Raw genomic sequence first — 1,484 nt, forward strand, 5'->3', positions numbered from 1 at the left:
AAGGGGCGAAGGAGCGCCGCGAGGCGCGACGCCGCGACGACGGCGACGGCGGCCCGGCTCCCGAGGGCGATGGGCCAGAGGCGCCCGATGGTGCAGCCGAGCCGGCGCTCGTCGGTTCGGACGCGGGCGCAGGAGCGGCCGATGTCACGTTCGAGACGCGGCGTCAGCGACGCCTGCGCGAAGCGGCCGAGAGGGGTGCGACGGCAGCCGCCGGTGCGGTGGCAGCGGCCTCGACCGTCGTGCCGCCACTCGAGGAAGCCCCCGACATCGAGGTCTCGCAGGACGCCGGGCCCGGTGGGGACGGTTCGACGGCGGTCGTGGCGGGTGAGTCGTCGGCGGGGCACGACCCTGAGCTCGAGGTTCGAGCCGAAGCCCGGGTCGAGAACGGGTCCGAGGCCGAAGCCGAGCCCGACGTCGAGGCCCTCGTGCCCGAGGAGGTCGTGTCGGCGGACGTCGAGGCGGCGGAGGCATCCCGCACGCACGAAGCAGCCGAGTCCGTCGACGCTGAGCCGGTCGCCGAGGAGCCCGGATCTGAGGACGACCACCACGAGTCCGACAGCGAGGGTGAGTCCGGCGACGCGGTTGAGCCGGAGGCCGAGGCTCCCGGATCGGCTGACGAAGGCGAACCGGAGCCCGACCGCGAGGCCGACTCGGGCGAATCCGGGGCCGGCGACTCCCACGACTGAGGGGCGAGAACACCAGTCGGCGGCGTGACACGCCGGGTCGGGGCATCCGTCGTCGGGGTGTCGGTGTGACGGGCTGGTGCTTCGCGCGCGCCGCCTGGTCAGGACGCGGGCGTGAGCCTCAGGCGACTCGCAGCCAGGGACGAAGGACGCGCGTCACCCACGGCAGCACCGCGTAGGTCATCACCGGCGTGAGCAGCAGGGTCGCCAGCAGGACTCTGGCGATCAGCGGCCACTCGTCGAAGCCCGGGACGAGTCCGAGGAGCCAGCTCGCGAGGAGGTTCGTCGGGAAGAACCCGAGCCAGATGGTGACCGCCTGCTTCCAGCGCGGGGGAGCCGTCGGGATCGGCTGCTGGATCGGCCCGGTCCGCGGTGGCTCGCCGCCACCGGCCGCCCCGGCCGCACCGGTCGCACGCGACTCGACCTGCGTGGCGAACGGTGCGTCGAACCAGCCTTCGATGCCGGTGCGTCGCTCGATCCTGACCTCGTGCGCGAAGGCGCGACCCGAGTCGAGCCACCACGCGCGCTGCGGCGAGTCCTCCCAGCCTTCGAGAGTGGCGAGGTCGCGGAAGCGGTAGAGCATGTACCAGAGGTCGCTGCCTTCGCCGGCACGTACCCATCCCGAGCCGAGGAAGCCGGGGAAGCCGGTCGCGAGATCGGTTCCGGCTTGCATCCAGCTCGTGGCTTCTGCGGCGCGGGAGGGATCGATGCGCCGTTCGATGGCGACGGTGATGGGGCGGGCCACTGGTTCTGCCATGGCATCCATTCTCGGGTGCCGTCACTGGCGTGCGTCATCGGCGC

1 protein-coding gene and 1 pseudogene are annotated in these 1,484 nt (G+C 72.8%); one reads left to right on the forward strand and one right to left on the reverse strand.

What is annotated here, in order from left to right; all coding sequences use genetic code 11:
* Positions 1-686 (forward strand): annotated as a pseudogene (locus EIO58_RS19050) (hypothetical protein); the annotation flags it as partial.
* A gap of 118 nt (positions 687-804) precedes the next feature.
* On the opposite strand, the gene EIO58_RS17770 reads toward EIO58_RS19050, so the two are convergent.
* Positions 805-1,449: an antibiotic biosynthesis monooxygenase gene (locus tag EIO58_RS17770; RefSeq protein ID WP_127820540.1), complete on the reverse strand. Its 645-nt coding sequence runs from the start codon at positions 1,447-1,449 to the stop codon at positions 805-807.
* Between the last annotated feature and the right edge of the window lie 35 nt (positions 1,450-1,484).

It is taken from the genome of Microbacterium sp. CPCC 204701, assembly GCF_004010105.1.
Taxonomy (GTDB): domain Bacteria; phylum Actinomycetota; class Actinomycetes; order Actinomycetales; family Microbacteriaceae; genus Microbacterium.